Source organism: Microbacterium sp. AC215 (assembly GCF_979258645.1).
On sequence record NZ_OZ409869.1, the window covers coordinates 3,611,092 to 3,635,691 of the forward strand.

Consider the following 24,600-nt stretch of genomic DNA (forward strand, 5'->3'; position numbering starts at 1 on the left):
TCGTGCTCACATTCCCTGACGGCTTTCTCTGGGGCGCTGCGACCGCAGCCCATCAGGTGGAGGGGAACAACACGACCAGCAACTGGTGGGCCATGGAGCATGCTCCGGGCTCGACGATGGTGGAGCCCTCGGGCGATGCCGCCGACCACTTCCACCGGTACCCGGAGGACATGCGGCTGCTGGCGGATGCCGGTCTGAACTCGTACCGCTTCTCGATGGAGTGGGCGCGCATCGAGCCCGAGCGCGGCTTCGTGTCGCGGGCGATGCTGGATCACTACCGCCGCATGATCGACACGGCCCGGGAGAACGGTCTGGACCCGACGGTGACGCTGATGCACTTCACGGTGCCGCAGTGGTTCCAGAAGGACGGCTTCTGGCGTGCGGACGACGCGGTCGACCTGTTCTCCCGCTACGTCGAGACCGTGCTGCCGGTCCTCGAGGGCGTGACCTACGTCTGCACGATCAACGAGCCGAACATCGCGGCGATGCTCGCCGGGGGAGAGGATGCCTCGAACCTCGTCGCCTTCGGACTGCCGAACCCCGACCTCGCCGTCGCGGACACGCTGCTCGACGCGCACCACCGGGCCTCCGAGATCCTGCATTCCGTCTCGGGCGTGCAGGCCGGATGGACGATCGCGACGCAGGCCTTCCACTCCACCGGTGAGCCGGGGGCGGACGAGATGCTGGCCGAGTACGGCGACCCCCGCGACCACTGGTACCTCGATCAGTCGGCCGGTGACGACTTCGTCGGCGTGCAGGCCTACACCCGCACCTTCATCGGCCCCGAGGGTCCGCGTCCGGTCGCCGACGACGTCGAGACCACGCTCACCGGCTGGGAGTTCTTCCCCGAGGCGCTCGAGATGGGCGTGCGCAGCGCGTGGGAGCGCAGCGGCGGCGTGCCGGTGCTCGTCACGGAGAACGGCATCGCGACCGGCGACGACACGCGGCGCATCGCCTATACCCAGGGCGCTCTCGAGGGACTCCACCGTGCCATCTCCGACGGCATCGAGGTCAAGGCCTACCAGCACTGGAGCGCACTCGACAACTACGAGTGGGCGAGCGGATTCCGCCCGACCTTCGGCCTGATCGGCTTCGATCACGAGACGTTCGAGCGTTCGCCGAAGCCCTCGCTCGCCTGGCTCGGAGAGGTCGCACGCCGCAACGGGCTCTGAGCCGCACGACCCCGGGGCCCAGCCCCGGGGTTACGCTCTGATCATGACCCACGCAGTCCGCGCGAAGCGCGGAGACAGGCTTCGATCGGCGGCCGCCGGCTTGAGCGCGGCCGTCGTCGCGGTCGGCCTGGCAGAGCTGGTCGCAGCGATCGTCGAGCCGAGCGCGAGCCCCTTCGCCGTGATCGGCAGCGGTCTCATCGATCTCGCCCCCAGCTGGGCGAAGGATGCGGCGATCGCACTGTTCGGCACCGGCGACAAGGTGGCGCTGATCACCGGGATAGCGGTGGTGCTCGTCGGGGTCGCCGCGCTCGCCGGCATCCTGGAATCCCGCCGCGCGGGCGTGGGATCCGCGATCCTCGCCGCTCTCGGCGTGCTGGCGCTGGTGGCCGCGATGATCCGTCCGGGCGCGGGCCCCTTCGCCTGGCTCCCCGGTCTCGTCGCCGGCGCGACCGCGGTCGTCGCGCTGCGGCCGCTCATGCGCAAGGTGCATCCGATCCCCTATCTCCGCGCCGAGCATGAGGAACGCCGCCAGTTCCTGCTGTGGACCGCCGGCGTCGCCGCGACCGGCGTCGTGGCGCTCGTCATCGGCGGCGCAGCCCGCGGCGCGACGAGGTCGATCGAGGCGATCCGCTCGACGTTGCGGCTGCCGAAGGCTGCCGCCCCCGCGCCGATGGTGCCGGCCGGTGCAGAGCTCGACATCCCCGGCCTGGCTCCTGTCGTGACCTCCAACGCCGACTTCTACCGCATCGACACCGCACTGATCGTGCCGCGCATCGACCCGGCCGACTGGTCGCTGCGCATCCACGGGATGGTCGATCGCGAGATCGTGATCACGTGGGACGAACTGGTCGCGCTGCCGATGCAGGAGTCGCACGTCACCCTCGCCTGCGTGTCGAACCAGGTCGGCGGGGATCTGATCGGCAACGCCCTCTGGCTCGGGCATCCGGTGCGCGATCTGCTCGCGAGAGCGGGAGTCGATCCCGACGCCGACATGGTGCTGTCGACCTCATCCGACGGGTTCACGGCCTCGACGCCGATCGAGGCGCTCACCGACGAGCGCGATGCCCTGCTCGCGGTCGGCATGAACGGCGATGCGCTGCCTCTCGAACACGGCTTCCCGGTGCGCATGGTGGTGCCGGGCCTCTACGGCTATGTGTCGGCGACCAAATGGGTGACGGACCTCGAGGTCACCCGATTCGACCGGACGACCGCCTATTGGACCGACCGCGGATGGTCGGAGCGCGGACCGGTGAAGCTGCAGTCGCGCATCGACGTGCCCCGGCGGGGGACCAGGATCGAGGCCGGCGACGCCGTCATCGCGGGCATGGCGTGGCAGCAGCACGTGGGCGTCGAGGGTGTGGAGGTGCGGATCGACGACGGTGAGTGGCGTCGCGCCGAGCTCGGCGCCGCGATCTCCGACGACACCTGGGTGCAGTGGCGTCTCGACTGGGCGGCCGAGAGCGGAGCGCACACGATCGAGTGTCGCGCGATCAGCGCCGACGGGGAGACGCAGACCTCGGAACCGGCCGATGTCGTGCCCGACGGCGCCCAGGGGTGGCACCGCATCGAGGTGTCTGTCGCCTGAGCGTAACGACCCCCTGCATCCCACCTAGAATTGTCCCCATGCCCGCAGGCGAATCGTTCTACATCACCACGCCCATCTACTACCCCTCCGATGTGCCCCACATCGGTCACGGGTACACCTCGGTGGCGGTCGACGCGCTCGCGCGCTGGCACCGGCAGGGCGGCGATGACACCTGGATGCTGACGGGCACCGACGAGCACGGCCAGAAGATGCTCCGTGCCGCGGCCGCGAACAACGTCACTCCGCAGGAGTGGGTCGACAAGCTCGTCACCGAGGCGTGGTTCCCCCTGCTCGAGACGCTCGACGTCGCGAACGACGACTTCATCCGCACGACGCAGGAGCGCCACGAGACCAACGTGCAGACGTTCTTCCAGCGTCTCTACGACCGTGGCTACATCTATGCGGGCGAGTACGAGGCGCTGTACTGCGTGGGCTGTGAGGAGTTCAAGCCCGAGTCCGAGATCGTCGACGGCACCGGTCCGTTCGAGGGCCTCAAGGTCTGCGCCATCCACTCGAAGCCGCTCGAGCTGCTGCAGGAGAAGAACTACTTCTTCAAGCTGAGCGAGTTCCAGGACCGTCTGCTCGAGCTCTACAAGACCCAGCCCGACTTCGTGCGCCCCGATTCGGCGCGCAACGAGGTCGTCTCCTTCGTCAGTCAGGGTCTCAAGGACCTCTCGATCTCGCGCTCGACGTTCGACTGGGGCATTCCGCTGCCGTGGGACGAGTCGCACGTCATCTACGTCTGGGTCGATGCGCTGCTCAACTACGCCACCGCCGTCGGCTACGGCTCCGATCAGGAGACCTTCGACCGCCGCTGGCCCGCCTATCACGTGGTCGGAAAAGACATCCTGCGCTTCCACGCGGTGATCTGGCCGGCTCTGCTGATGGCCGCAGGGCTCGATGTGCCCAAGGGCGTGTTCGCGCACGGCTGGCTGCTCGTCGGCGGCGAGAAGATGTCGAAGTCGAAGCTCACCGGCATCGCGCCGACCGAGATCACCGACGTCTTCGGATCCGACGCCTACCGCTACTACTTCCTCTCGGCGATCGCGTTCGGCCAGGACGGCTCGTTCTCGTGGGAGGACCTCTCGGCCCGCTACCAGGCGGAGCTCGCCAACGGCTTCGGCAACCTCGCCTCGCGCACCACGGCGATGATCGAGAAGTACTTCGAGGGCATCGTGCCGCCGCCCGCCGACTACACCGAGAAGGATCTCGAGATCCAGAGGATCGTCGCGGATGCCGCCTCGAACGCGGATGCCGCGATCGAGCAGTTCCGCATCGACGAGGCCATCTCGTCGATCTGGACGATCGTCGACGCTCTCAACGGCTACATCACGGAGAACGAGCCGTGGGCACTGGCACGCGACGAGGCTCAGCGCGGCCGTCTCGGCACCGTTCTCTACACGTGCGCCGAGGGACTTCGCGCGCTCGCCGTGCTGCTCTCGCCCGTGATGCCGCAGTCGACGGAGAAGCTCTGGGTCGCCCTCGGCGCCGCAGAGAGCCTCGGACGTCTGCAGGACCAGCCGATCCGCGAGGCCGGAGCCTGGGGCGTGCTGCGTCCCGGCACCAGCGTCAACGGTCTCACCCCGCTGTTCCCGCGCGTGGAGTCCACCGCCTGAGCATGACGTACGTGCAGCAGCGAGACGGCGACGGACGTAAGGATCTCCGGTACCCCGCGGCTCCGGAGCCCCTTGCCGTGCCCGTCTACGACAATCACGCGCATCTCGAGATCCTCGACGGCGATGAGCCGCTGTCGCTGACCGAGCAGCTCGATCGTGCGGCGGCCGTGGGCATCGCCGGGGTGGTGCAGGCATCGGGTGACATCGAGTCGTCCCGGTGGGCGGTCGAGGCCGCCGAGTCGGACCCGCGCGTGCTCGCGGCTGTCGCGATCCACCCGAATGATGCGCCCGCCTACGCCGAGGAGGGTCGTCTCGATGAGGCCATCGCGGTGATCGACGAGCTCGCGGCGCACCCGCGAACGCGGGCGATCGGCGAGACGGGTCTCGACTTCTTCCGCACCGAGCCCGAGCGCCGAGCGCCGCAGTTCGAGTCGTTCGAGGCGCACATCGCGCTGGCGAAGAAGCACGGCATCGCGATGCAGATCCACGACCGTGACGCGCATGACGCGGTGCTCGAGACGCTGAGTCGCGTCGGGGCGCCCGAGCGGACGGTCTTCCACTGCTTCTCCGGCGACGATGCGATGGCAAGGATCTGCGCGGATGCGGGTTACCACCTGTCCTTCGCCGGCAACGTCACGTTCAAGAACGCGCAGAACCTGCGCGACGCGCTGAAGGTGACGCCCCTGGACCGCATCCTCGTCGAGACCGATGCGCCGTTCCTCACCCCGACGCCGCTGCGCGGTCGTCCGAACGCCCCCTATCTCGTGCCGATCACGGTGCGGTTCATGGCGGCGGAGCTCGGCATCGAGGTCGACGAGCTGTCGACCCGGCTCGCCGCGAACACCCTGCGGGTCTACGGCTCGTTCACCGACTGATCCGCCGGTGCGGCACTGACGATCTGCGAGATCGGCTTCCAGACCAGGACAAGGGTCAGCGCGGCGCCCACGAAGGCGAACCACCACGGAGCCGTGAGACCCCAGACCTGGGCGATCACCCCGCCGAGGGCCTGGCCGATGACCATGCCGCCGAACACGCCGACCATGTTGACCGAGGCCACGCGGCCCTGCAGCTCGGCGGGGACCAGACGCTGACGGACGGTCGTCGAGATCGTGCCCCACACGAACGCGTAGGCGCCGAATACGAACATGATCACGAGCGCCACCCAGCCCGCGGTGGTGAGTGCGAACGCGAGGTGCATCAGCACCTCGAGCGAGAGGACGACGCGCATCAGCGTCGCGAACGACACGTGGCGTTCGAGCCAGCCGAAGCAGAGGGTGGCGAGGATTCCTCCGGCCGCCGAGGCGGTCGTCAGGGCGCCGTAGCCGACCGCGCCCATGTTGAGATACTCCGTGGCATAGAGCACGAGCACGCCCCACGGGGCCGCCCAGGTGACGTTGAAGACGAGGATGATCAGCACCAGCATCCGCACCGGCGGGTTCTGCCACAGCCAGCGGAGTCCTTCGCCGATGTCGGTGTGCACGTGCGACTTCACGCCGTCTCCCGTTGACCGGGGCGGCACGGGGGTGCGGGCCATGCGCGAGATCAGCACGACCGCGAGGAGGACGCAGAGGATCTCGAGCAGGAACGGCCACGCCGCGCCGGCGGCGAAGAGGAACGCGCCGAGCGGCGGCCCGGCGAACTGGTTCGCGACGAGATACCCGGCCTGCAGTCGGGCGTTGCCGATGCCGAGGTCGGCCGGCTTCACGAGCATCGGCAGCAGCGTGCTGCCGGCGGTGTCGACGAAGACCTCCGCCGTGCCGTAGAGGAAGGCCACGGCGAGCACGATCCAGATGTTCGCGGTGCCGGTGAGCAGGAACGCGCAGAGCCCCGCGAGCACCACGGCCCGTGCCGCGTTGGCGAACATCACGAGGCGCCGACGGTCGAACCGGTCGGCGATGGCTCCGGCGTGCAGCCCGAACAGCAGCCACGGGAGGAACTGCAGGATCGCCCCGGACGCGACGAGGATGGGCGACGACGTCATCGACGCGATGAGCAGGGGAGCGGCCGCGAGGGCGACGCCGTCTCCGACGTTGCTCGTCCACGATGACGCGAGCAGCCAGCGGAAATCCCTGCCCATGCGCCGTGGTGCGATCAGTTCACCGAGGGAGGGCATCACAGCAGACTACTGGGCGGCTCGGACACCGGCGGGGGTGGGGGACAATGGAGCAATGACAGTCACCCTGCTCGGCGCCACCGAGATCCGCCGCCTCGCCGCTGAGCTCGACGTCACCCCGACCAAGAAGCTCGGACAGAACTTCGTCGTCGACGCGAACACCGTGCGCAAGATCGTGCACGCCGCCCGGGTCCAGCCGGGGGAGCGGGTCGTCGAGGTGGGCCCGGGGCTCGGCTCCCTCACCCTTGCGATCCTCGAGGCCGGCGCATCCGTCACCGCTGTCGAGATCGATCACCGGCTCGCCGCCCGGCTCGCCCAGACCGCCGAGGAGCACGGCGTTCCCGCCGACATGCTCACGGTCGTCGATGCCGACGCGCTGCGCATCACGGAGCTGCCGGGCGAGCCGACCGTGCTCGTCGCGAACCTGCCCTACAACGTCTCGGTCCCCGTGCTGCTGCACTTCCTCGAGAACTTCTCCTACCTGAAGCGCGGCGTCGTGATGGTGCAGGCCGAGGTCGCCGAGCGTCTCGCCGCGAAGCCCGGGTCGAAGATCTACGGTTCGCCGAGCGTCAAGGCCGCCTGGTACGGCGAATGGAAGCTCTCGGGCACGGTCTCCCGTCAGGTCTTCTGGCCGGTCCCGAACGTCGACAGCCTGCTCGTCGGGTTCGACCGGTCGGAGGGCGAGCGCGGCCCCGAGGACGAGCGCCGTCGCACGTTCCAGATCGTGGATGCCGCCTTCAACCAGCGACGCAAGATGCTGCGTCAGGCGCTGTCCGGACTCTTCGGCAGCTCCGCCGCGGCATCCGAAGTGCTGATCGCGGCCGGAGTCGCCCCCACCGCTCGCGGGGAGGATCTCACGGTCGAGGACTACCATCGTGTCGCTCAGCATGTCGCGCAGATCGAAGACGCCGCCGTCACCGGCTAATCTGGCACCGTGACCGACTCTCCTCGCTTCCGTCCGAACATCCCCGAGCTGCACCGGCCGTACGCCGCCGACGAGAGCCGCTACCAGCAGTTCGAGTACCGCCAGGTGGGCACCTCGGGGCTGTTCCTGCCGCCCATCTCGCTGGGCCTGTGGTGGAACTTCGGCGACAACATCCCGCTCGACAACCAGCGCGCGCTGCTGCGTCACGCCTTCGACCGCGGCATCACGCACTTCGATCTCGCGAACAACTACGGCCCGCCCTACGGCTCGGCCGAGAAGAACTTCGGCCGCATCTTCGCCGAGGACTTCCGCCCCTACCGCGACGAGCTGATCATCTCGTCGAAGGCGGGCTGGGACATGTGGCCGGGTCCGTACGGCGACTTCGGCAGCCGCAAGTACATCCTCGCGAGCGCCGAGCAGTCGCTGACCCGCATGGGCCTCGACCACGTCGACATCTTCTACTCGCACCGCGCCGATCCCGTGACGCCGGTCGCCGAGACGATCGGGGCGCTCGACACGCTCGTGCGCCAGGGCAAGGCCCTCTACGTCGGCATCTCGTCGTACAGCGCCGAGCGCACGGCCGAGGCCGTCGCCGTCGCCACCGACCTCGGCACCCCGCTCGTCATCCACCAGCCCGCCTACTCGATCCTCAACCGCTGGGTCGAAGACGGCCTCACCGACACCCTCGAGCAGTCCGGCGTCGGTGCGATCGCGTTCACACCTCTCGCGCAGGGGCTCCTCACCGACAAGTACCTCGGCGACGGCACGGCCGCCCGTGCGCAGAAGCGCGGTTCGCTGCCGGATGCGCCGCTGTCGGATGCCGCCGTGCAGACCCTCCGCTCGCTCAACGCCATCGCCGAGCAGCGCGGGCAGTCCCTGGCGCAGATGGCGATCCAATGGACGCTGCGCAACCCGGTCGTCGCCTCCGCGCTGGTCGGGGCATCGCGTCCCGAGCAGCTCGACGAGAACATCGCCGCCGTCAACGGTCCGTCATTCACCGACGACGAGCTCGGCCGCATCGACGAGGCGGCCGGTGCCATCGACGTCGACCTGTGGGCGACGTCGACGGAGCTGTGACGGGAACACCGACATGAGCTTCGCCGCCCCCGTCGACTCCGTGCACGTGCGCGCGCCCGGCAAGATCAACGTCTATCTCGGTGTGGGCGGCCGCCACGACGACGGGTATCACGCGCTGGCCACCGTGTTCCAGGCGGTCTCGCTCTATGAGGACGTGATCGCCCGGCACGCCGATGACTTCTCGATCACCGTCTCGGGCGTCGACGACCCCGACACCGTGCCGCTGGACGATCGCAACCTCGCGATGCGCGCCGCCAAGCTGCTCGCGACCGCCGCCGAGTACGACGGAGGGGTGGCGCTGGAGATCCGCAAGAGCGTGCCTGTCGCCGGAGGCATGGGCGGCGGGTCGGCGGATGCCGCGGCCGCTCTCGTCGCGTGCGACGCACTGTGGGGCACCGGGTTCTCGACCGCCCGCCTGCATGAGCTGGCCGCCCGCCTCGGCGCGGACGTCCCGTTCGCGTTGCACGGCGGCACCGCTGTCGGAACCGGCCGAGGAGATCACCTGAATCCCGCGCTGGCGAGGGGGCGGTTCGACTGGGTGCTCGTCCCGAGCGATGACGGGCTGTCCACGCCCGTCGTGTATGCGCGACTCGATGCGCTGCGAGACGCTGAGGGCTCTCTCGCCGACGATCCGCCGCTGTCGCTCGAGGTGCCGGCTCCCGTGCTGCAGGCGCTGCGTTCCGGCGATCCCGAGCTGCTGTCCGAGAGCATCTACAACGACCTGCAGGAGGCCGCCCTGTACGAGCGGCCCGAGCTGGAGACCACGATCCTGCGCGGCATCCACGCCGGCGCTCTGCAGGGCATCGTGTCGGGTTCGGGACCCACCGTCGCTCTCCTCTGCCCGAGCCCCGCGGGTGCGCAGGAGGTCCAGTCGCTGCTGCGTGAGCACGGACTCGAGTCGCTGCACGTGCACGGGCCTGTGCCCGGCGCGCGCATCCTCGCCTGACCCGGCCCGCCCGCATCCTCGCCTCGGCGAGGTGCGCTCCGCGCGCCTGGCATACATAATGAAGAGACGATGTGACCGTGCACATACAAGGAGGTCTGTGATGTCGACTGCCTCCGAGCGTGCCCGGATGCCGAGCATCCGCGACGTCGCGAGACTCGCGGGGGTGTCGCACCAGACCGTGTCGCGGGTGCTGAACGACCACCCCAGCATCCGTCCCGAGACGAAGGCGAAAGTCCTCGACGCCATCGCCGTGCTGGACTACCGCCCCAACCTCGCGGCGCGGGCGCTCGTGACGAGCAAGTCCAACATGCTCGGCATCCTCTCGGCCACGGTGGGGGAGTTCGGACCGACGTCGTCGATCGTCGGCATCGAGGACGCCGCTCGCGAGGAGGGGTACTCGGTCTCGACCCTGAACCTCTCGGCCACGACCCCCGAGGCGATCGGCAACGCCCTGCGGCAGCTGGCGCGCGAGCAGGTCGACGGCATCGTGGTGCTCGCCCCGCAGGTCCGGGCGTTCCATGTGCTGAAGGGCATGGCGGTCGAGATGCCGTTCGTCTCGCTGCAGACGGCCTCCGGCTCCGACGGGGTGACCCTGTCGGCCGACCAGGTCGCGGGCGCGCGCACCGCCACCGAGCATCTGATCGGGCTCGGGCACAGCGACATCATCCACATCGCCGGGCCGCAGGACTGGATCGAGGCCGAGTCGCGCATGCGCGGATACCTCGATGCTCTGCGGGAGGCCGATCTGCCCACCTTCCCGCCGATCCGCGGAGACTGGACGGCCGACTTCGGCTATTTCGCGGGGCAGGAGCTCGCCCGACGGCGTGACTTCACGGCCGTGTTCGTCGCGAACGACCAGATGGCGATCGGGCTGCTGCACGGGTTCAGGGATGCCGGCATCCGCGTGCCCGAGGACGTGAGCGTCGTCGGGTTCGACGACATCCCGGTCGCGGCGCATGTCGCACCGACGCTGAGCACGGTGCATCAGGACTTCCCCGAGCTGGGTCGCCGCGCCGTGCGCATCCTGCTCGCGCAGATCCGTGGTGAGCAGGTGCCGCAGTTCGGGCCCCTGCAGACGACCCTTCGAACGCGGGAATCGTCCGCGCCTCGATAAGGCCACATTTTCGCGAGTGGTCTTGACACCGTCTCAGCGAGCGTAGACTATGTAATCCAATGTGAACGGTCACATCGAAGGTGACCGCCCGTCGCGAGGAAGATCTTGTGAGCACCACAGCAACGTTGCCGGTCGTGTCAGGCCCCATCCTGGAGATGCGCAGCATCACCAAGGAGTTCCCGGGTGTCAAGGCGCTGTCCGACGTGTCCATCACCGTCCGGGCCGGAGAGATCCATGCGATCTGCGGCGAGAACGGCGCCGGGAAGTCGACCCTGATGAAGGTCCTCTCCGGCGTGTACCCCTACGGCACGTACGAGGGGGAGATCCTGCTCTACGGCGAGGAGCAGCGCTACCGCGACATCGCGGCGAGCGAGCAGGCCGGGATCGCGATCATCCACCAGGAGCTCGCGCTGATCCCTGAGCTCTCGATCACCGAGAACATCTTCCTCGGCAACGAGATCCGCCATTTCGGCGCGATCGACTGGCGCGCCCAGCGTCAGCGCACGGTCGAGCTGCTGGCCCGCGTCGGCCTGCGCGAAGACCCCGACGTCGCCATCAAGACGCTCGGTGTCGGAAAGCAGCAGCTGATCGAGATCGCGAAGGCCCTCAACAAGGACGTCAAGCTCCTCATCCTCGACGAGCCCACCGCGGCACTGAACGAGAACGACTCGCAGCACCTCCTCGACCTGATCCTGGGTCTGAAGGCCAAGGGCATCGCGTCGATCATGATCAGCCACAAGCTCAACGAGATCGAGCAGATCGCCGACGAGATCACGATCATCCGCGACGGTCGCACGGTCGAGACGCTCGACATCTCGCGCGGCGAGATCAACGAGGACCGCATCATCCGCGGCATGGTCGGCCGCTCGCTCGAGAGCCGCTACCCCGACCGCACCCCCGAGATCGGCGACGTGTTCTTCGAGGTCAAGGACTGGTGGGTGCAGCACCCGACCGTGTCCGAGCGGATGGTCGTCAAGGGGTCGAACCTCAACGTGCGTCGTGGCGAGGTCGTCGGCATCGCCGGTCTGATGGGCGCGGGTCGCACCGAGTTCATGATGAGCATCTTCGGTCGCTCCTACGGCACGTTCCTCGGCGGACAGATCGTCAAGGACGGCCAGGAGATCACCATCCCCGACGTCTCCTCGGCGATCAAGCACGGACTCGCGTACGTCAGCGAGGACCGCAAGGTGCTGGGCCTCAACCTGCTCGACACCATCAAGCGGTCTGTCGTGGCGGCGAAGCTGTCGAAGATCTCGAAGCGCGGCGTCGTCGACGAGCGCGAGGAGTACTCGGTCGCCGAGCGCTACCGCAAGGCGCTGCGCATCAAGACGCCCAGCGTCGAAGAGGGCGTCGGCAAGCTCTCGGGAGGAAACCAGCAGAAGGTCGTGCTGGCCCGGTGGATGTTCACCGACCCCGACCTGCTGATCCTCGATGAGCCCACGCGCGGCATCGACGTCGGCGCGAAGTACGAGATCTACGCGATCATCAACGAGCTCGCCTCCCAGGGCAAGGGCGTCATCGTCATCTCCAGCGAGCTGCCCGAGCTGCTCGGCATCTCGGACCGCATCTACACAGTCTTCGAAGGTCGGGTCACCGACTGCATCCCGGCCGACCAGGCGACACCCGAGGCTCTCATGCGCAGCATGACCTCCGCGACTCAGAAAGCATCCGCATGACCACCGACCTCACGACAACGAAGCGCGGCTTCCACTTCGGCGACATCCGCAAGATGTTCGGAAGCAACGGCACCTCGTCACTGCGCCAGTTCGGCATCCTGGGCAGCCTCATCGTCATCATCGTCCTCTTCGAGGTGCTGACGCTGCTGCGCAACGGACCGAACGGCGCGACGCTGACGTCGGGCAACCTGATCAACGTCATCAACCAGTACTCGTTCATCCTGATCCTCGCGATCGGCATGGTGATGGTCATCATCATGGGGCACATCGACCTGTCGGTCGGCTCCGTGGCGGCCTTCACCGGCATCATCGTCGCGAAGTCGATGGCCGACTGGAACCTCCCTTGGCCGCTGGCGATCCTGCTCGGCCTCGGCGTCGGTGCCCTGGTGGGCGCCTGGCAGGGGTTCTGGGTCGCCTACGTCGGGGTGCCCGCGTTCATCGTGACGCTCGCCGGCATGCTCTTCTTCCGTGGCGCGCAGCAGTGGATCGGTGACGCTCAGACGATCCCGGTGCCCAAGGGCTTCCAGGTGATCGGCACCGGCTACCTTCCTGAGGTCGGGCTCCCGCTGGACTTCAACGTGCCGACCATGATCCTCGCGCTGGTCGCGGTGGCGTGGCTGGTCTTCTGGGAGATCCGCACCCGTCGCCAGCAGCACAAGATGGGCTCCGACAGTGCGCCCCTCTGGGTCAGCGTCGTCAAGGTCGTGCTGCTCTCGGTCGTCGTGCTCGCCGCTGCGTGGATGTTCGCGACGGGTCGCCCCGGCACGAGCTTCCCGGTTCCGGGGCTGATCCTGCTCGCCCTCGTGATCATCTACTCGTTCATCACGCGGAACACCGTCTTCGGTCGCCACATCTACGCCGTGGGTGGCAACCGCCAGGCCGCACGCCTCTCCGGCGTGAAGGACCGCTGGGTCGACTTCTTCGTCATGATGAACATGTCGATGATGGCCGCACTCGCCGGCATGATCTTCGTCGCCCGTTCGCAGGCATCCGGACCGAACGACGGCACCGGCTGGGAGCTCGACGCGATCGCGTCGGTGTTCATCGGTGGTGCTGCGGTCGCCGGTGGTATCGGTACCGTGATCGGCTCGATCATCGGTGGTCTGGTCATGGCGTTCCTCAACAACGGTCTCGCTCTGCTCGGCCAGGGTGCCGACGTCGTCTCGATGATCAAGGGCCTCGTGCTCCTGCTCGCGGTCGGCATCGACGTCTGGAACAAGCAGCAGGGCCGTCCGTCGCTCATCGGTCTCCTGACCCGCCGGTCGGGCCGCAGGAGCGACCCGGAGGCCACCGCGACCTTCGAACCCAACAGGACTTACCAAGCCCCTCCCGTCGATAAGACGAGGGCCGAGTAAGCGGACTCTCCGCGCAGTGCTCGCACGCAGAATCCGTCACATCACACAGAAAGAGATCACATGAAGAAGATCATCGTCACAGCGACAGCGCTCGTCGCGACGGCTGCCTTCGCACTCACGGGCTGCTCCGGTGAGCGCGGCGGCGGAACCGACACGGGATCCGGCGAAGAGGCCGAAGCAGGCTTCGCCGCCGACTCCTCGATCGGCGTCGCCCTTCCCGACAAGACCAGTGAGAACTGGGTCCTCGCGGGTCAGCTCTTCACGGACGGCCTGGAAGAGGCCGGCTTCAAGGCAGACGTGCAGTACGCTCCGGCGAGCAACACGGTCGCCGAGCAGCAGAACCAGATCCAGGCCATGGTCACCAACGGCGCCAAGGTCATCATCATCGGCGCGAAGGATGGCAAGCAGCTCGCCACCCAGGTGCAGGCGGCCAAGGATGCCGGCGCGTACGTGATCGCGTACGACCGTCTCATCGAGAACACCGAGGCAGTCGACTACTACGTCGCGTTCGACAACTTCAAGGTCGGCCAGCTGCAGGGCCAGGCCCTGCTCGACGGTCTCGCCGAGCGTGCGGGCCACGAGGCTCCGTACAACATCGAGCTCTTCTCCGGCTCGCCGGATGACGCCAACTCGAAGGTCTTCTTCGACGGCGCCATGGACGTGCTCCAGCCGGAGATCGACAACGGCAACCTGGTGGTCGTGTCGAAGCAGACCGAGATCGCGCAGACCGCGACCGAGGGATGGCTTCCGGAGAACGCGCAGAACCGTATGGACACGCTGCTCACCTCGTCGTACAGCGGTGACACCGTGGTCGACGGCGTGCTGTCGCCGAACGACACCCTTGCTCGCGCCATCATCACCTCGGTGCAGCAGGCCGGCAAGCCGGTTCCGGTCGTCACGGGTCAGGACTCCGAAGTCGAGTCGGTGAAGTCGATCATGGAGGGCATCCAGTACTCCACGATCAACAAGGACACCGCACTGCTCGTCGAGCAGTCGATCAAGATGGTCGGCCAGCTGCAGAAGGGCGAGACCGTCGATGTCAACGACGAGGAGTCGTACGACAACGGCGCCAAGGTCGTTCCGGCGTACCTGCTCGACCCGATCATCGTCACCAAGGAGAACGCTGCTGAGGCGTACGCCAACGTTCCGAGCCTCCTCGAGATCGTGAAGTCGTACCAGTAAGCGACATCGCACTCACCGCAGACGAGCCGTCCGGACCTTCGGGTCCGGGCGGCTCTTCGCCATGTCGGGTCGACTTTCCACACCGCGCGCGGGCGAGCCGCTGGCGGAAAGTGGACGTCCTGTCGGAGGACGTCCGCACACGGCGCTAGCCCCAGACGGGGTCGTCGGGATCGGGAGAGTCTGTGCCGTCGGCATCTGTCATGATGCGCGCTTCAGCGATCCACGACGTCAGAGGGCCATCGCGGAGGAGATGAGGCCGCGGTGTGTCGAGCAAAACAGAGGCGGCGACCTTGTCCAGCGGCTCATCGCTCGCGAAAATGACGACGTTGCCGAGTGGCCCTTCCGCATCTTCCGGCTCTGCGTCGAGCACGACAGCGACGTGCTCGAACACGGTGCTCAGGGTCGCGGCCTGTCGTCGTGAGTATTCGAACGGATGCCCGTCGAGCAGGTTCACGGCGACCACGCCCGCTGCTGCGGAGCGCGCGGCGACCCGACGATAGAACTCCTGGCTGGCCACACGATGCCGGATGACGGCGGCATCCCAGAGATCGACGACGGTGAAGCACGCCTCCACCCAATCGGTGTCGATTGCGGTGCGATAACTCGCGGCGTCGTCAAGTCCGGGGGACGGAGGTGACTGCACCGGCGATGTCTTCTCATTCGGAAAAGCGGCGTCCGCGACCGTTCGAGCGTCACCGAGGATGACTCGTATGTCAGACCCGGGAGGCAACGGCAGCGCGTCGATGACGGCGGCATAGAGCGCGGGTTCGAACTCCACCACCAGCTGAGGTGATCCGGCGCGCGTCGCCTGGACGTAGCGTGCCAGCGTGAGTGCTCCGGCCCCCAGATGCACGGTGAACAGCGGCGCATCAGGCTCGGCGGCGGCATCCATTGCGCGGGCGATGTGTTGGGTGTAGCTGTACTCGAGGGCGGTCGGCTCGGTCATCGAGACGACGGACTGCGCAATTCCATCCACGCTGAGCTCGAAGCGACCGGGGCGCCTTCTCGACTGCACCAGCTTTGCCGTGCGATTGGCTAGTGAGAGCGAGAACACCCGGCGACTCCATGGCACCTGTCTAGTTTAAGCCGGAGGGGATCGGTCGGCGGCTGCCTCTGGAGGAGCAGAGCGCCGTAGGCGAACTCGCTCTCGGAAGGCCGAGCCTCCTCGAGATCGTACGAGTCGTACGAGAAAGCGATCAGCCATCTGGCAGAAGAGGGCCGCTCGGACCTTCGGGGCCGGCGGCTCTTCTTGTTGTCGTGCTGCTGTGGTGCGTTCTTCAGCAGCCGACGCCGGCCGGGTTCTCGTGGCAGGTGTGGGCGACGAGCGCGGTGCGGGCCTCGAGGATGCGGATCTCCTGCGTGGCGCCGCTGGTCGTGAGCTGCCCGGGAATGTCGATCCATCCGCCGCCGAGGTCCACCTGCGCGGTGAATCGGATGTCCACGCGGGCCGGGTACACGCCGGGTTCGCGGTAGACGTGGCTGGTCGGGGTCGGCGTGAACTGCGCCTGACCGAGCGCCTCCCAGGTCTGCCCAGGTGTCGTCACTGTCGCGGAGCTGCCGTCGCCGTACGTGTAGTCGTATCCGGCCGGGACAAATCGCACGCGCAGTGGCACGCCGAACAGCTCGCCGTCTTGGATCTGCGTGGATGCTGCGGCCGTGAAGTTCGTCGGCATCCCGGCGATCCCGACGTTGCCGGGTTCGGCGGTCGCGCGGATTGATGCCGGTGCGAATCGCGCCAGGTCGGAGATGGTGATCGTCGGCGCGCCCGGCGTCGACGCAGCGGAGGCCGGGGGAGCGGGCCGGTTCGGGCGCGGCGCACAGCGCGTGGTGCCCGAGTCGTCCATGCATGCCGCGAGGTCGATCGCCTCCTGGCTCGGACCCGACGGTTCACCCGGACCCGTGCCGTCGCCCGGACCGCCATCACTCCAATTCGAGTCGGTGCCGGGATCAGTGCTCGGCTGCTGCTGGGTGCCGGAGATGGTGAGGGAGGAACCATCCGTCGAGCCGCAGAGTCCCATTTTCTCTGCAGTGCTGGCGCAGCCCGTTGACGCGCCTTCTGCGCTCAGCGGGAGCGAGATGAGCAGGCCTAGAGCCAACGCCCCAATGGCGATCTTGCTCAACATGAGTTCTCGTCTGCCGAGCTCTCGAGACTGATTCTGAGACTCGCGCGGTCCCCCGTGAACTGGACGAGTTGAGAAACAACATCGCCGCGACCTGCGGGGGTGACATCCACGCCATCTGTGTTCAGGACGCGGAGCTCGGACACGTCGATGCATACGTAGCCCGTCACGTCCGCGATGCGGCCGTCGACATCCGCGTTAGTGCCGAGAAACAGAGCGACGCTAGCCTCTCCATCGGCGCTTAGTCCCCACTCGCGGAACGAGTTCTGCGCGTCGATGTCATTCTCAAGCGCCACTCCTTCAAGAAACTCCTGCGGGTCGGGCTCGGCCTCGCCCCGATTCCTGGCATTACCCGCCTCGTTGTACGCCCGGTACACCTTCTCCGCCGCAGCGAACGCCTCCTCCTCGTTGGCGAAGGCCGCGGTGGGCGTAGGGGCGGGCTCCGGTTCAGTGGTGCATCCCGCGAGAGCGCCAACCCCCAACGCCACTACGGCGACAGCAACTATGCGCGCGCCCATCCGTGGAACTGCCGCACCACCGCCTCTGCCGTGACGAATCGCAAGAACGGACAAGGGGCGCAATGGAGGAGGAGTCACCGCGCCACCGTAGTGAAATCGGCCAGGCTCGCGTCGCGTTTCTCCACAGGTCCGCGCCAGCGCGAACGTCTCCGCTCAGAACGGCGCGCGCACGGCATCCGATTCGGTGAAGATCACCGTGTTCGGTGCAGGGGGAGTGTCGATGTACGTCCGCCCGATGGGACTCGTCCACTCCATGACCCCGCCGGGCTTCTGCTCGACGTGCCATGGCGTGTGATGTTTCAGAACGTGATGTCGGCGACAGAACGATGCCAGATTCGATTCGCAGGTCGCGCCACCCGTCGAGGCAGCATGGTTGTGGTCGAGGTCGCATTTCCGCGCCGCCACTCCGCACGCTGGGAATCGACATCGCTGGTATCTTGCCCGCAGGTGCCTGCGCAAGTGACGGCTCGGTCGGTATCGGTCGACGGCGAGGACATGACCGGTGATCGGATGCGTCAGCACCCGTTCCCATCCCTTCGTCTGCCCGGCCAATCGGCGCGCAGTATCGACGTCGATCGGAATCACGCCGTCGAGCTCGGCGGGCGGCGCCGCCTCGGCATCCGGAGCACCCGACCCCTCGTGCGCATCGTCGTCCATCAGGGTCGTCACCGGAACGGTGATCTCAATGCGCGCACTGATGGCCGCCAGCAGTCCGTCTTCGCTGTCGTGCCCGGTCGGCTGGCCGCTGAGCACGAGGTCGGCGAGCAGGTCGGCGCGGATCTCGTCGACCGTCCGATCATCCGCCTCGAACTCATCGCCGTCTCGAGCCGCCCGCCGCTTCGCGCGAAGGTTCTCGACGCGCAGTGCGTGCGCCATCTGCGAGAGACGGTCGAACATGCCGTGGACGAGCGCGGCAGGCGCGTGCGTGTGCAGCGCCGCCATCCCGTCTTCGCCATCCGTCGCCCAGACTCGCCGCTGAGATCTGGCGCGACGATGCCGCTCCGACACTGTCGTCGGAGCGAAGCGCTCGGCCACACGGCGCGCCAGCGCGCGCAGTCGGTTCGGCGATTCCACCTCCGCCAGCGGAAGGATCACCGCGGAATATGCCTCGCGGTGATCGGGCGACTCGAGGCCCGAACCTACGTCGACGATGACACGGGAGTGCGCGGCGCTGATCCGCCCCGCTCCCTGTGCGGCCCAGACGGCGGGGAACCGATCGACCAGCAGCTCCGCCGCCGCCATCCGGCGCTCGATGGTGCGATCGCTGACATGCTGCACGGCTCCGATCTCGGCCGCGATGGTCCTGATCGAATGGTCTCCCCGGTCCGGGTGATCACCCTGCTTCGCGATGTCGACCGCGAGCCGACTGGCGATCGCCAGCAGCCCGTCGCGCGCGGCGCTCATGCTGCTCACTGTCGCCTCTGCGACTTGCAACGCGGCGACGAGATCGGCGAGATTCGCGATCTGCGTGTCCGTCGCGTCGAGCAGTGCTGTCATGTCTCCGAGTAGATCACGGACCACCGACATTCGAACGAAGATTCGATACATTCCCGAATCGACATGATCCCGGAAGAGGGGTGACTCATGCGACACTGACGTCATGCTCCTTCACGCCGTCGACGTCGGCGACGGCCCTCGTACGGTGGTTCTGCTCCACGGGATGATGGGCTCGGCCGACAGCTGGTGGCGTGTGATGCCGGTGCTCGCTGCTCAGGGCTTCCGTGTGCTGGCAATCGATCTCCCCGGTCACGGTCTGTCACCGCGAGACCCGCGTCTGACGATCGAGCAGGCTGCATCGTCGGTGGTCGAGACCGTCCGAAGTCTCGCCCCGGGACGGCCGCTCGCGGCCGTCGGGCACTCCTACGGGGCGAGCGTGCTCGCACAGGCGGCCCCGTTGCTCCGACCTGAACCGGGCATCTATGTCGATGCCGCACTCGTCCTCCCCGGCGGCAGCGACCGTGACGATCTCATCGAGCGGTACGTTCGCGATCGCGAAGCTCGACAGTCGCCGGAGAACCTCCGTGCCTCGCGTCCGTTCTACTCGGAGAGGGATGCCGAGATCGAGGCACTCGCCGCCCGCCGCTTCGACCCGACGACGATGGCATCCGTCTCCTGCGGCCGCGATCACATGTGGCTTCCCGACCCGGGGTCGATCATCGTCCGCGCCGACCCGAGCGACTGGGTGACCGCCGCCGACGTCGCCCGGTTCGAGGCGAACGGCATCGACGTGCGCAGCATCCCCGGAGCCGCGCACACTGTCTGGTACAGCCACTTCGAGGAGTTCACGGCGTCGCTCCCGGAGCTGTTCGGCCGGCGCGCTCGTGCGCAGGGTGCCGGATGACGAGGCAGCCGTGACAGGAGGCTGACCGGGCCACGCAGACCGCGCGACTACCCTGGGGAGTGACATGGCACATCTTCTCGGGGCAGAAGCCCTTCATCTCGAATATCCGACGAGGGTCGTCTTCGACTCCGTGACCCTCGGCATCGAAGAAGGTGACCGCATCGGCATCGTCGGCCGCAACGGCGACGGCAAGTCGAGCCTCCTCGGAATGCTCGCCGGCATCAAGGAGCCGAACTCGGGCCGCGTCACGGTGCGAGGCGGCACGACCATCGGCGTCCTCGACCAGGCCGACACCCTCAGCGACGACCTGACCATCAGCGCGGCGGTCGTCGGTGACACCCCGGAGTACGAGTGGGCCGGCGACCCGCGCATCCGCGACGTGATCGAGGGACTGCTGAAGGACCTGCCCTGGGATGCGGAGATCGGCTCCCTCAGCGGAGGCCAGCGCCGACGCGTGTCACTCGCCAAGCTGCTGACGGGGGACTGGGACGTCATCGCCCTCGACGAGCCCACCAACCACCTCGACGTCGAGGCCATCACCTGGCTCGCCGGACACCTCAAGAAGCGGTGGAGCCCGAACTCCGGAGCGCTCATGGTCGTGACTCACGACCGGTGGTTCCTCGACGAGATCTGCACCGAGACCTGGGAGGTGCACGACCGCATCGTCGAGCCCTTCGAGGGCGGCTATGCGGCGTACATCCTGCAGCGGGTCGAGCGCGACCGCATGGCGGCGGCGACAGAGGCCAAGCGTCAGAACCTCGCCAAGAAGGAGCTCGCGTGGCTCCGTCGAGGCGCACCCGCGCGAACCGCGAAGCCGAAGTTCCGCATCGATGCGGCCAACGAGCTCATCGCCGACGTGCCGGAGATCCGCGACAAGGTCTCCCTGCAGTCGCTCGCCGTCTCTCGTCTCGGCAAGGACGTCGTCGACCTGCTCGACGTCGGAGTGACCTATCCGACCGCCGACGGCGGCACCCGCGAAGTCCTCCGCGACGTCGAGTGGCGCATCGCGCCGGGGGAGCGCACCGGCATCCTCGGTGTGAACGGCGCCGGCAAATCGACGCTGCTCGGGCTGATCTCGGGCACCGTCGAGCCCACGGTCGGCCGTGTGAAGCGCGGCACGACCGTGAAGGTGAAGACGCTCACGCAGCGCCTCGACGAACTCGAGGACGTCCGACGCGAGCCGGTGCGTGTCGTGATCTCGCGACTGCGCACCTCGTACACGATGGGATCCGGCTCGAAGGCGCAGGAGCTCACGCCGGGCCAGCTCCTCGAGCGGCTCGGCTTCGATTCGGCGCAGCTCTCCACCCCCGTGAAGGATCTCTCCGGAGGTCAGCAGCGCCGCCTGCAACTGCTTCTCGTGCTCCTCGACCAGCCCAACGTGCTGATCCTCGACGAGCCCACCAACGACCTGGACACCGACATGCTCGCGGCCATCGAGGATCTGCTCGATTCGTGGTCGGGAACCCTGCTGGTGGTCAGCCACGACCGGTACTTCCTCGAGCGCGTCACCGATCAGCAGTTCGCGATCCTCGACGGCCACCTGCGGCACCTGCCCGGCGGCGTCGACGAGTACCTGCGCCTGCGCCAGTTGCAGACCTCGGCACCGGGCAGGTCGCAGACGGCCGTCAACACTGAGAAGAAGGCCCCCAGCCTCGACGGTGCCGCACTGCGCGCCGCCCAGAAAGAGGTCTCGTCGCTCGAGCGCCGCATCCAGAAGCTCACGCAGCAGGTCGACAAGGCGAAGACCGCTCTGGCGGATCACGACCAGTCGGACTTCGCCGGCCTCGGCGACAAGATGAAGGCGATCAGCGACCAGCAGGCCGAGATCGAGGAACTCGAACTCCGCTGGTTCGAGCTGACCGAACAGCTCGACTGACGAGAGGTCTGGCCCTTCCGCCCTCGCGGGAATACGGTGGCAGTCGAATGCGCTGTGCTCTGGGCGGGGTTCGATGCCAGCCGGGATCGCACAGCTTGATCCTGCGGTACCCGGGAGGTTCAGATGGAAGGACTCGAGGTCACCGTCCTGATCGGACTCACGATCCTCGTGGGAACGTTGATCGCGCCGCGCGTTCGACTCGCGCTGCCGCTCGTCCTCGTGATCTTCGGACTCCTCCTCGGCTTCGTCCCGCAGCTCCGCGAGATCCAGCTGCCCCCTGAGACGGTCCTGCTGCTGTTCCTCCCGGTGATGCTGTTCTGGGAGAGCCTCACGACCTCGCTGCGATCGATCCGCCGTGACTTCCGCTACATCCTCCCGATGAGCACGGTGCTCGTCGTGGCATCCGCATTCGCCGTCGCGGGCATCGGTCTGCTGTTCGGGATGCCGTGGGAGACCGCGCTGATCCTCGGCGCGGCAGTGGCCCCTCCGGATGCGACGGCCGTGGCAGCCCTCGGCAGGCTGCTGCCCCGGCGCATGTTCATGAAGCTCAAGGCCGAGAGCCTCACGAACGACGGAACCGCGCTCGTGCTCTACGCGATCGCCGTCTCGCTGGCTCTCGGCGGCAACATCACACCCCTGTCGGTGACGATGTCGGTGCTCACCTCCTATGTCGGAGGAATAGCGGCCGGTGTCGTGATCGCAGGCCTCGGGTACCTGCTGCTGCGTCGCACCTCTTCGACGATCGTCATCAACGTCGCGCTGCTGCTCATCCCGTTCAGCGCGTTCCTCCTTGCGGAGATCGTGCACGCCTCCGGCGTGCTGGCCGTCGTCGTCGCCGGTCTCATCGTCGCCTATGTCTCCCCCCGGGTGACGACAGCCTCGTCGCGGCGGCAGGCCGACGCCGCATGGCCGTTCGGCGTCTTCCTGCTCAACGGAGCGCTGTTCGTGCTGATCGGGCTCGAGGTGCAGTTCGTCGCGCATGAGATCTCCGCGGCAGCGATCGGTCGGCTCGTGCTCATCACCCTCGCGGTGTGGGGGACGCTGCTCGTCGTCAGATATCTCTTCCAGCTGCTGAACGCGCCCTTCCAGCGACGCAATCCGGCGCTTCCGTCCCGTGGTGCCAAGGCGCGATCGATGGCGGTGTCGACGGTCGCAGGCATGCGGGGTGCCGTCTCGCTCGCGATCGCGCTGTCGGTTCCGGCCGCCAGCGCGACCGAGGGCGAGATCGCCGGACGCGACGAGATCGTGTTCGTCACGGCGGGAGTGATCCTGCTCAGTCTGCTCGTACAGGGGCCGCTGCTGCCGGCGATCGTTCGCTGGGCACGTTTCCCGGTCGATCACATGGAGGCCGAGGAGTACGAGCTCGCCGAGCGGACGATCTCGGGCGCGGCACTGGCCGCCCTCGACGACCTCGCCGTCGAGCACGGCGTCGGCCAGGAGATCCGAGACAAGGTGCGTGCCGAGGGCTACCAGATGCTCGAGTTCTCGAACGCGCGTGCGCTGGCGCGCGAGCAGGCGATCGTCGATGCCGAGGCCCAGGCGCTCGACGTCATGCTCGACGAGCCCGATCCGCTGGGCGGCGGCCAGCAGATGAACGGGGGAGCGGATGCCGGTGCCGCGGAGGCGTCGGTCGCGCTGCGACTGCCGGACGCGACTCGTGTCGGCGACGACGGTGAGCTCGCGGACGGCGAGGTCAGGACTCTGCAGATGATCGCCACCTCGGCCGACGTCGACGTCATGCAGCGGTCGCCGCTGCTGCGTCACGAGGAGCACACGCGCCTCAAGCTCGCGCTCATCGACCGCAAACGCGAGGTGCTGCTCGGACTGCGCAGAGACGGGACGGTCGACGACCTCGTGGTCCGTCGGATCTCGGCACGACTCGACCTCGAACAGGTCCGGCTGCAGGGCATCGAGGACTACGACTGAGAGCTGTGACGCTCTGTGACACTCGATTGTCGCGCAGCGCGTCGCCCTGCCTAACGTATTCGAGTCCCCCAAGAGAGGAACCCTAACACTCATGTCCATCACAGCATCCCGTCGGACCACATCCGTCATCGCCGCGCTCGCCGCGGTCCCGCTCTTCGTCGCACTCGCAGGCTGCGCGACCGCATCGTCCGACGCCGGTTCCGGCGGCTCCGAGGACGAGACCGTCAAGATCGGTGTCGTCGGCAAGGGAGACGCACAGTGGGCTCCTTTCGTCGAGGCAGCCGCTGACGAGGGCATCACGGTCGAGCTCGTCGACTTCGGCTCGTACGAGCAGCCGAACCCCGCTCTGACCGAGGGTGAGATCGACCTCAACCAGTTCCAGCACATCGTGTACCTCGCCGAGTACAACACGGCATCCGGCTCCGACCTGACGCCGGTCGGCTCGACGGCGATCTACCCGCTGGGCCTGTACTCGCAGAAGTACGACGATGTCGACGACATCCCCGAGGGGGAGACCGTCGCGGTTCCCGACGACGCATCGAACCAGGCTCGCGCGCTGCTCGTGCTGCAGTCGGCCGGACTCATCGAGCTCAAGAGCGGCGGCACGATCTTCTCCGACCTCTCCGACATCGACACGGGCAAGTCCAAGGTCGAGGTCACCGCGCTCGAGGCCGCGCTGATCCCGACGTCGCTGCCCGACGTCGCGGCGGCGATCATCAACAACGACTTCGTCGAGGATGCGGGTCTGACCTTCGAGGACGCGATCGCTCAGGACGACCCTGAAGACCCGAACGCGCTTCCGTACGTGAACATCTTCGCGGCCCGCGCCGAGGACGCCGACAACGAGACGTACCTCAAGCTCGTCGAGATCTTCCAGACCAATGAGGACGTCCAGGCCGGCCTGCTCGAGTCGTCGGGTGACACCGCCGTGCCGCTGCAGACCCCGGTCGAGGATCTCGTCGCCTCGCTCGAGAAGGTCCAGAAGGACACCGAGGCCAACAAGTAGGACGACCGGGGTGGCCGACACCCCCGTCCGATGAGGGAGAATCGGGTGGCGC

Annotated in this window: 20 protein-coding genes; 15 read left to right on the plus strand and 5 right to left on the minus strand. The window is 67.6% G+C overall.

The window, feature by feature from the left end; translation table 11 throughout:
• The first annotated feature begins 2 nt into the window (after positions 1–2).
• The 4 genes from ACZZZF_RS17650 to ACZZZF_RS17665 are packed head-to-tail and all read left to right on the plus strand — an operon-like array spanning position 3 to position 5,248.
• Positions 3–1,172 carry a glycoside hydrolase family 1 protein gene (locus ACZZZF_RS17650; protein ID WP_463499786.1) on the plus strand — a complete coding sequence of 390 codons (1,170 nt, stop codon included), beginning with the start codon at positions 3–5 and terminating at the stop codon, positions 1,170–1,172.
• 43 nt (positions 1,173–1,215) lie between these two features.
• Positions 1,216–2,757 carry a molybdopterin-dependent oxidoreductase gene (locus ACZZZF_RS17655; protein WP_463499788.1) on the plus strand — a complete coding sequence of 514 codons (1,542 nt, stop codon included), beginning with the start codon at positions 1,216–1,218 and terminating at the stop codon, positions 2,755–2,757.
• 38 nt (positions 2,758–2,795) lie between these two features.
• The gene (metG, locus tag ACZZZF_RS17660; RefSeq protein WP_187250516.1) at positions 2,796–4,373 is read left to right on the plus strand and encodes a methionine--tRNA ligase; all 1,578 of its coding nucleotides are present in this window, start codon (positions 2,796–2,798) and stop codon (positions 4,371–4,373) included.
• A gap of 2 nt (positions 4,374–4,375) precedes the next feature.
• The gene (locus ACZZZF_RS17665) at positions 4,376–5,248 is read left to right on the plus strand and encodes a TatD family hydrolase (protein WP_295102096.1); all 873 of its coding nucleotides are present in this window, start codon (positions 4,376–4,378) and stop codon (positions 5,246–5,248) included.
• Here the strand turns inward: ACZZZF_RS17665 and ACZZZF_RS17670 are convergent.
• Positions 5,227–6,486 carry an MFS transporter gene (locus ACZZZF_RS17670; RefSeq protein WP_072591556.1) on the minus strand — a complete coding sequence of 420 codons (1,260 nt, stop codon included), beginning with the start codon at positions 6,484–6,486 and terminating at the stop codon, positions 5,227–5,229. The genes ACZZZF_RS17665 and ACZZZF_RS17670 overlap by 22 nt on opposite strands.
• 55 nt (positions 6,487–6,541) lie before the next feature.
• Here ACZZZF_RS17670 and rsmA point away from each other — a divergent pair, with 55 nt between their 5' ends.
• The 7 genes from rsmA to ACZZZF_RS17705 all read left to right on the plus strand — a co-directional run bounded on the left by rsmA (position 6,542) and on the right by ACZZZF_RS17705 (position 14,761).
• The gene (gene rsmA / locus ACZZZF_RS17675) at positions 6,542–7,411 is read left to right on the plus strand and encodes a 16S rRNA (adenine(1518)-N(6)/adenine(1519)-N(6))-dimethyltransferase RsmA (RefSeq protein ID WP_463499790.1); all 870 of its coding nucleotides are present in this window, start codon (positions 6,542–6,544) and stop codon (positions 7,409–7,411) included.
• Between the two features lie 9 nt (positions 7,412–7,420).
• Positions 7,421–8,488: an L-glyceraldehyde 3-phosphate reductase gene (mgrA, locus tag ACZZZF_RS17680; RefSeq protein ID WP_463499792.1), complete on the plus strand. Its 1,068-nt coding sequence runs from the start codon at positions 7,421–7,423 to the stop codon at positions 8,486–8,488.
• Positions 8,489–8,501: 13 nt separating this feature from the next.
• A complete protein-coding gene (locus ACZZZF_RS17685) occupies positions 8,502–9,434 on the plus strand; it encodes a 4-(cytidine 5'-diphospho)-2-C-methyl-D-erythritol kinase (RefSeq protein ID WP_463499794.1) in 933 nt (310 codons plus the stop codon).
• 100 nt (positions 9,435–9,534) lie between these two features.
• Complete coding sequence (locus ACZZZF_RS17690) at positions 9,535–10,548, plus strand: LacI family DNA-binding transcriptional regulator (protein ID WP_053097086.1); 1,014 nt, start codon at positions 9,535–9,537, stop codon at positions 10,546–10,548.
• 155 nt (positions 10,549–10,703) lie between these two features.
• Entirely contained in the window at positions 10,704–12,224 is a 1,521-nt protein-coding gene (mmsA, locus tag ACZZZF_RS17695) for a multiple monosaccharide ABC transporter ATP-binding protein (RefSeq protein WP_222839478.1), read from the plus strand.
• Positions 12,221–13,579 (plus strand): multiple monosaccharide ABC transporter permease, encoded by a 1,359-nt coding sequence (gene mmsB / locus ACZZZF_RS17700; protein WP_053097084.1) that lies wholly within the window; start codon positions 12,221–12,223, stop codon positions 13,577–13,579. Before mmsA ends, mmsB begins: the two co-directional genes overlap by 4 nt.
• Before the next feature lie 60 nt (positions 13,580–13,639).
• Positions 13,640–14,761 carry a substrate-binding domain-containing protein gene (locus tag ACZZZF_RS17705; protein ID WP_053097082.1) on the plus strand — a complete coding sequence of 374 codons (1,122 nt, stop codon included), beginning with the start codon at positions 13,640–13,642 and terminating at the stop codon, positions 14,759–14,761.
• Between the two features lie 145 nt (positions 14,762–14,906).
• Here ACZZZF_RS17705 and ACZZZF_RS17710 read toward each other — a convergent pair whose 3' ends face one another.
• The 4 genes from ACZZZF_RS17710 to ACZZZF_RS17725 form a co-directional block, all read right to left on the minus strand.
• Complete coding sequence (locus ACZZZF_RS17710; protein WP_463499796.1) at positions 14,907–15,737, minus strand: polyamine aminopropyltransferase; 831 nt, start codon at positions 15,735–15,737, stop codon at positions 14,907–14,909.
• A gap of 301 nt (positions 15,738–16,038) precedes the next feature.
• Complete coding sequence (locus ACZZZF_RS17715; RefSeq protein ID WP_463499798.1) at positions 16,039–16,779, minus strand: hypothetical protein; 741 nt, start codon at positions 16,777–16,779, stop codon at positions 16,039–16,041.
• 98 nt (positions 16,780–16,877) lie between these two features.
• Complete coding sequence (locus tag ACZZZF_RS17720) at positions 16,878–17,399, minus strand: hypothetical protein (protein ID WP_463499799.1); 522 nt, start codon at positions 17,397–17,399, stop codon at positions 16,878–16,880.
• 153 nt (positions 17,400–17,552) lie between these two features.
• On the minus strand, positions 17,553–18,896 hold the full coding sequence (locus tag ACZZZF_RS17725; RefSeq protein ID WP_463499801.1) for an HNH endonuclease signature motif containing protein: 1,344 nt from the start codon (positions 18,894–18,896) through the stop codon (positions 17,553–17,555).
• A 103-nt stretch (positions 18,897–18,999) separates the two neighbouring features.
• Between ACZZZF_RS17725 and ACZZZF_RS17730 the strand changes: the two genes are divergently transcribed.
• The 4 genes from ACZZZF_RS17730 (at position 19,000) to ACZZZF_RS17745 (ending at position 24,548) form a co-directional block, all read left to right on the plus strand.
• Positions 19,000–19,740: an alpha/beta fold hydrolase gene (locus ACZZZF_RS17730; protein WP_463499803.1), complete on the plus strand. Its 741-nt coding sequence runs from the start codon at positions 19,000–19,002 to the stop codon at positions 19,738–19,740.
• A gap of 64 nt (positions 19,741–19,804) precedes the next feature.
• On the plus strand, positions 19,805–21,616 hold the full coding sequence (locus ACZZZF_RS17735) for an ABC-F family ATP-binding cassette domain-containing protein (RefSeq protein WP_463499805.1): 1,812 nt from the start codon (positions 19,805–19,807) through the stop codon (positions 21,614–21,616).
• A 123-nt stretch (positions 21,617–21,739) separates the two neighbouring features.
• Positions 21,740–23,542, plus strand: a complete 1,803-nt coding sequence (locus ACZZZF_RS17740; RefSeq protein WP_285364236.1) for a Na+/H+ antiporter — start codon at positions 21,740–21,742, stop codon at positions 23,540–23,542.
• A gap of 91 nt (positions 23,543–23,633) precedes the next feature.
• Positions 23,634–24,548, plus strand: a complete 915-nt coding sequence (locus ACZZZF_RS17745; protein WP_053097067.1) for a MetQ/NlpA family ABC transporter substrate-binding protein — start codon at positions 23,634–23,636, stop codon at positions 24,546–24,548.
• Positions 24,549–24,600 lie beyond the last annotated feature (52 nt).